The 4984-nt window shown below is 64.8% G+C and carries 4 protein-coding genes; all 4 read right to left on the minus strand.

Annotated elements, in window-relative coordinates; all coding sequences use genetic code 11:
* The coding region (locus VGM71_RS04040) for a type VI lipase adapter Tla3 domain-containing protein (RefSeq protein ID WP_331542534.1) at nt 1-1434 on the minus strand (1434 nt) is incomplete at its 3' end.
* Nucleotides 1434-3503: a T6SS effector phospholipase Tle3 domain-containing protein gene (locus tag VGM71_RS04045; RefSeq protein WP_331542535.1), complete on the minus strand. Its 2070-nt coding sequence runs from the start codon at nt 3501-3503 to the stop codon at nt 1434-1436. The genes VGM71_RS04045 and VGM71_RS04040, both read right to left, overlap by 1 nt.
* A 113-nt stretch (nt 3504-3616) precedes the next feature.
* Complete coding sequence (locus VGM71_RS04050; RefSeq protein ID WP_331542536.1) at nt 3617-3880, minus strand: PAAR domain-containing protein; 264 nt, start codon at nt 3878-3880, stop codon at nt 3617-3619.
* Nucleotides 3877-4984 (minus strand): type VI secretion system Vgr family protein (locus tag VGM71_RS04055; protein ID WP_331542537.1); only part of this gene is annotated, 1108 nt, incomplete at its 5' end. The genes VGM71_RS04050 and VGM71_RS04055, both read right to left, overlap by 4 nt.

Below are 4984 nucleotides of genomic sequence, written 5' to 3' on the forward strand. Positions count from 1 at the left end.
GTCGTGGAGCGCCAGCGGCGTGGGTTGCGCCTTGAGGATCGGACCCAGTGCCTTGGTCACGCCCGCATCGTGGCGGGTGTCGCGAAAAAGTCGCGAAGGCACGTCGTCGATGGGCAGGGTGCCGACCGCCCGCGTCCAGCCCGCGCGCAACGCCGCGACCTGGGCCTCGCCGGTGAGCGGCTTATCGTCCTTGTCGCGCAGGCGCACGGTGACCGGCCGGTGCAGATAACCCATGATCGGCGGGTTGTCGAACAGATCGACCTGCCAGTTCGTCCAGCGCAGCGGCAGGAAGTCGGTACGCTGGAAGCCGGGCACGCCCTTGTCGTCAATGGTGGCCAGGAACTGGGGCAGGACGCTCGCCCAATGGCTGGCGCTCATCGTGGTCGATATGTAGGTACCGCGATCACCTTCGCCGTAGCGGTGACTCTCCTTCCAGTAGAAGTTATAGAGCTTGATGTAGTCGTATTGGGTCTGCTGTGGCGTGCGCGCGATGGTGTCCTCGTGCATGGCGTACGGCCGGATGAAACGATCGACCCGATCGGTGCGGCTGACCAGCAGGGCAACGACGCTGAGCGGTTTGTCGGGCTTGTGCGGGCCTTCGATGCGCCGGGTGCTGGAACCCTCCATATATTCTCGGACGATGTCACCGTCCTTGGTCATCACAATCGCTTGCGGCACCTCCGGATGGGCGTCGAAGAAGGCGAACAGTTTATCGACCAGCGGCGAGGCGTCGTCGCCGTTGATGTCGTCCACCCAGATGCCGAAGCTGTACACGAGGCTCGCGCGGTGGAACAAGTCACCGTAGGACTCGCCCGCCCAGGTTTCGGCGGTGGGATGCGAGGGCGGTTGGGCGGCGAAGCCCGGCACGGGCCAAAGGTGCATGGCGTCGAGCGCGACGTGGTCGGCAACAATACCGTTGCCTACGGCGTGCCGTGTGATTCGGCGTCCCGCCGACTGGGGATAATCCTCAATGCGCTGCGACAGGACGGAGGCCATGGGCCGGACCGACGTGAAGCGTTTCCATATCTCGTCCTGGGACAAGCCTTCCAGATAGAAGCCGAGTCCGCGAATTTCCAGCGCAAAACGATCACCGGTGCCGTTGAGGATGCGCTGGCGCGGTTCCATCGCGCGCTCCCGGGCGAGCGCGGTCTGCTGCGCTTTCTCCGCCTTTTCGGTGCGTGCCACACCACGGGAATAGGTCACCAACAAGGCGCCGAGGCCGGCGACCAGGGCGATGAAGCCGATGATGGGAATGTACTTACCGAGGATGGCGTTGGCGGAGGAGGACATACCGGATGCCTGGATAAAGATGGACAGGGAGACCAAGAGCACACCGGCCACGCCGGACAGCGCGATGGCGCCGTGGCGAAGGCCGGTCACAAAGTGCGGTGGGAGGCGGGAAAGGATCGGGGCGAGGTCGGGAAGCTTCAGCATCAACGTCGCTCCGCATCGACAAGCGAGGGGATCTCGGTGCGCACCAGTGACGCTGGGAAGATGCCGTGCTGATAATACTTCTTACAGCCTTCTGCTAACGCGCGCGCCGAATTACTAAGCTCAGTGAAGCGCGGATTTGCCTTGAGGTCTGGAAACGCATCCTTATCCATCTTCCAATCAGCCAACCCGATAAACAGCCGCCGCCAATCGGGATCGTCCAGCACCTTGGCCTGCCCCACGGCGACATCGAAGGCGACCACCCGGCGCAGGTTGTCGGCATCGGACAGAATCGCCGAGTGGTAGTTGTTTTCCTGCCAGGCCCTCTGATCGCGCTGCATGCGTGCCCGGGTCTCGTTGGGGGTTTCTTCCCGGGCAACCAGATAGCTTTTTCCCCCGGTTCGTGGCGAGGCGACCAGTCGCTCGACGCGTACGGCGTAGGTCTGGTCGTCGGGTTCCTTGTCTTTATTGAAGTCGCGCTTGATGGCCTCCATGTCGGGAAATCCTGGTGAGGCGACGTCGGACATGACGACGAAAGGCATGTGCTCGTCCGGATTGCCGATGGCCAGGTCCTTGGCGTAATCGTTGGGCGTCACCAGGCCCGCGCGCTTCTCATCCCCTTTCACGACCTCGCCTCCATGCATAGCCGGGACGTATGGCGGCGAAATGGCTTCCGCATTGATCTGACAGTCCCATCCGCCCTCGAAACGGAGGCGATGCGGCGGCGGTTGCCCCACCGCCGTATCCTTGCCGTCCTTGTCCTTGCTCCGGCGCGTCCAGGCGCGTTGAAAAAAGCGCTTGCCCGCCAGGGTCGCCATGGCTGGGTAGGTGTCCCGAACGTCGCTGACGAAGAAGCTCCTGACGCTTTGGCCAATGTTCAAAGATAGCGGCACACGGTCGGGCACACCTTCCACGCCGATCCCCTTGATCGTGGGTAAGCTGACGGTGCCGTCTTCGGGGCAGTAGTACATATAGACCTTACCCCGGTTGTCGCGCTCCACGAACGGCACGAGCGTTCGGTCGCTCTGACGGCGGGTGGCGTCGCCGGCACCCTTCCAGAGCATGCCCGCCTGACCGAGGTGCCGTTGATTTCCCTTGATGGCCGGCGACAAGTCAGCCAGGGGCGGCACGGTATGCGGCTTCTCCGTGACGGCGCCGACGATATTGACCAGCGTATTGACTTTGCCGCGCGTGCTGTAACGTTTGCGGTCGTATTGCGCGGCGGTTTCCGCGGCGGGCTCCCGGATGCTGTAGGGCGAATCGACCAGAATGAGTGTGTCGGCACGCCGCGCCGCCGGTAACGCCGCGATGGTCTGTCGCTCGAAGGTGCGCGCAGGGTTGCCCTCGGCCAGGATGGCCTGGGCGAGCAGGGTGACCAACGTACCCTGGCTATGGCCCATGATCGTGATGGTGTCGTCAGCAGCCACGCGACGGATCTCGCGCACCAGCATCGCCAGCCGTTCGGCGGCCAGCACCATGTAGCGGCGGTGCGGACTGGTGCCGCTGAACTGATAGGCGTCGAAGGTCTTCTTAAGCCGCATGTCGCGTGCCCAATTGAGGCCCGCGTTGAGGTTGCTGTTATAGAAGCCCCCTTCGAACATGGCAGGGAGCGAGGTCGTGGCGTTGTTGAACATGCCGCCGCCCTTGGCGAAGTGCTTGCTCAGGCGGTTGCCGTGGATGTCCTGATACTGGCCGCGCACCGTCTTGTAGCGACGCGTGACTTCGTCTTTCTCGGGCTTCTCATAGGCGATTTCTTCCTCGGCGGCGCGATAGCCCCAATAGAACGGGATGAAGACGCTGTGCGTGCGCTTGCCGACGTCGCCGGGAACTTCCTCGCGCTTGTAGAGGTACGTGTCGGGGTCGTATTTGACCTCGGCGATGTCACCGTATTCATCATCGCCAGGCTTCAGCTTCGACTTGTGCGCCGCTGCGTATTCGTCGCCATAACGCCCCGGAATCAGCCGAAACGCATCCAGCCGTTCATTCAGCCCGTCGCATAAGCCCTTCTCTATGATGTCGTAGTTGCCGCCCGGGTCGTTGACGCCGTGGACGAAGATGACGATGCCCGGCAAGGCCGAGGGTACGTACAAGGTCGGATGGGACGTCGGGTTCTTTTCGAGCAGGAGGATGTCGCGCTCGGCGAGCGGGCGCTTGGCGTTCGTGTTCGATGTGGGCATGCGTATCTTCAGGTGCTGCTGCTGACGAGGGATTGGCTGGCGATGAGGCGCGCGCCGCAGGCGAGTTCGTCGCCTTCGCAGGCGCCGGTGGCGCCGTAATAGCTGACGCGTGCGCTGGCGGTGGCGACGTAGGTGTCGCCGTGCAGCGGACAATGCGCCTTATCGCCCTGCCGCACGATGGCGCGGCCGCCGATGAAGGCGTCCGCGCAGCCGTGTTCCAGCGTGCCGCCGTGCGAGTGACGGTCGCCGACGACGATCAGGCGGCGGCTCATGCGGGCTCTCCTGCGTCCGGCGCCGGGGCGGTGTCGTCGTCCGGATGCGCGTTCGCCTCCATGCGCGCCTTGGCGACGGTGTCGGTCTCGAGCCATTCGGTCAAGCCATCGTCGTCGACCGTGCCGGTTTGCTCCGAGCCGTCCTCGCGGCGCAGGGTGTAGGCCCAACCCGCGGCGCTCACCGCGGCCATCGGATGGATGTCGGGGAAGGTGAAGCGGGCCCGTTGGCGGGCGCCGTCCGTGGTCGCTTGTTCCGTCAACCGATCAAGACTGCGTGGCGGATCGAAGTGCACGCGTTTCACGTCGATCAGGCATTCGCCGGGGGAGCCCACCTGGACGCCTTCGCCCAGCCGGATATAACTGCCGTCGCCGGCGATGAGCTTGATGGTTCTTCCGGAGAGGACGATTTCGTCGTCATGGCTGGTGACCGTGACCGCCTGCCGGGCAGTCAGGCGCATGTCGCCCTGCGTCGCCTCGACACCCACCGGCCCGTTCGCGGCGCGCAGGTCGATGCCGCCCTCGCAGGCATGGACGGTGACCCCCCGTCCCGCCGTCACGTGGGCGTGTTCGCCGCTGGCGAGGTGCATGTCGGCATCCGCGGCCAGATTGAGGTGCTTGCCGGCGTACAGCGACTGAGACTCGGGCGTGGCGATGACGATGTCATTGGCCGATGCCAGTGCCATTGTTGGGGAGGTGTCGCGTTTGTCGGCACCCGCCGTTCCCGGCCAGGTCGCGAGCGCGCGCTGCGCCGTTTCGCTGGCTTCCGTGGAGGGACGATGGCCGCCGGCTTTCTCCACGGCTGCTGCCAGCGCGCGGGTCAACTCATGGCACCGCCCGATCAACTCGCTGAGTTCCGTATGGGCCAGATGCGGCGCCTCCTTGGCGGCCCCGAACGTGGTCAACAACAACCCCTGCGCCGCGCGCAACACCGCCGCGCCCTCGGTGCGCAACTCCACCCCGGTTCCCCGGTGCACCGCCTCGCCCTTCTTTCGCGGCGTGGCGATGTGGCCCAGACTCAGCGCGGTATCGGCCGTGCTGCTGGCCAGGCGCAAGCCGACTTCGCCGGGACTGTCGTCCATGCACAACTCATTGCTGCCCTTGCCA

The organism is Luteibacter sp., from assembly GCF_036499525.1.
Lineage (GTDB): Bacteria > Pseudomonadota > Gammaproteobacteria > Xanthomonadales > Rhodanobacteraceae > Luteibacter.